We start from the raw sequence: 1,041 nt of genomic DNA, 5'->3' as shown, positions 1-1,041 counted from the left end.
CGTCGGGCACCGGTCACCGCGGCGCGCAGCCGCCGCCCGCCGCACTGCGGGCAGGCGTACGCGGCGGCGACCCGGGCGCACCACCGGCAGGCGGGGGTGCCGCCGGCCGACGGCAGCGCGAGCGGGCCGGCGCAGTGCGCACAGCGCGCCGGGGTACGACAGTCGGCGCAGGAGACCGAGGGCAGGTAGCCCCGCCGGGGCACCTGCACGAGCACCGGCAGGTCCGCCCGGAGGGCGTCACGGGCGGCCGTCCAGGCGAGGCTGGGCAGCCGCGCGGTGGCCGCACCGGGATCACGGGCGAGCTGTGGGTCGTCACCGGTCGGCGCGATGGCCGGGATACGCGCCCGCACGGTGGCCCGGTCGGCGACCACCTCCCGGGCCCAGCCGGTCTCCAGCAGCAGTTGTGCCTCGGCCGTACGGGCGTACCCGCCGACCAGCGCGCCGGCCTCGCCGAGCTGCGCCCGGGTGAGCAGCACGTCGCGGGCGTGCGGATAGGGCGCCCGGGGTTCGGAGTGCAGGTCGTCCCCGTCGTCCCAGACGGCGACGAGACCGAGCCGGGGCACCGGGGCGAACATCGCGGCCCGGGTCCCGATGACCACCGGCACCTGCCCGCGCCGGGCGGCGAGGAACGCCCGGTAGCGCCGGGCCGGCCCGAGGGCGGCGGAGAGGCTGACGTGCCGCCCCGGGCCCAGCACGCCGGTCAGCGCGGCGTCGAGGCGGTCGAGGTCACGGGCGTCGGGCACCACGACAACGGCGCCCCGCCCACCGGCGACGGTGGCGGCCACCGCGTCGGCGTAGCGGGCTGCCCAGTTCTCGCCGGGCAGCGCGGACCAGACCGCGCGGGGCGCCCGGCCGTCGGTGAGCGCCCGCAGCAGCGCCGGCCCGGTCGGGTAGTCCCGCCACCCTCTCGGGTCGACGGCCTCCCCCGGCACGACGGCCTCCCCCGGCTCGACGGGGCCAACCGCGTCGCTGGCAGCACCGGATTCGGGGGTCGGGGTGGGCTGTTCGTCGTGGGGTTCCTTCTCGACCCGGGCGTGCCGG

Annotated in this window: 1 pseudogene; it reads right to left on the bottom strand. The window is 79.5% G+C overall.

Going from position 1 to position 1,041, the window contains the following annotated elements:
• Window positions 1-1,041: pseudogene (locus AB0J68_RS32505) on the bottom strand (primosomal protein N'); the annotation flags it as partial.

The sequence above is a fragment of the Micromonospora sp. NPDC049580 genome (assembly GCF_040675595.1).
GTDB lineage: Bacteria > Actinomycetota > Actinomycetes > Mycobacteriales > Micromonosporaceae > Micromonospora.
Note: the sequence above shows the minus strand (reverse complement) of the source record. Positions and strands in the feature narration are given on the sequence as shown.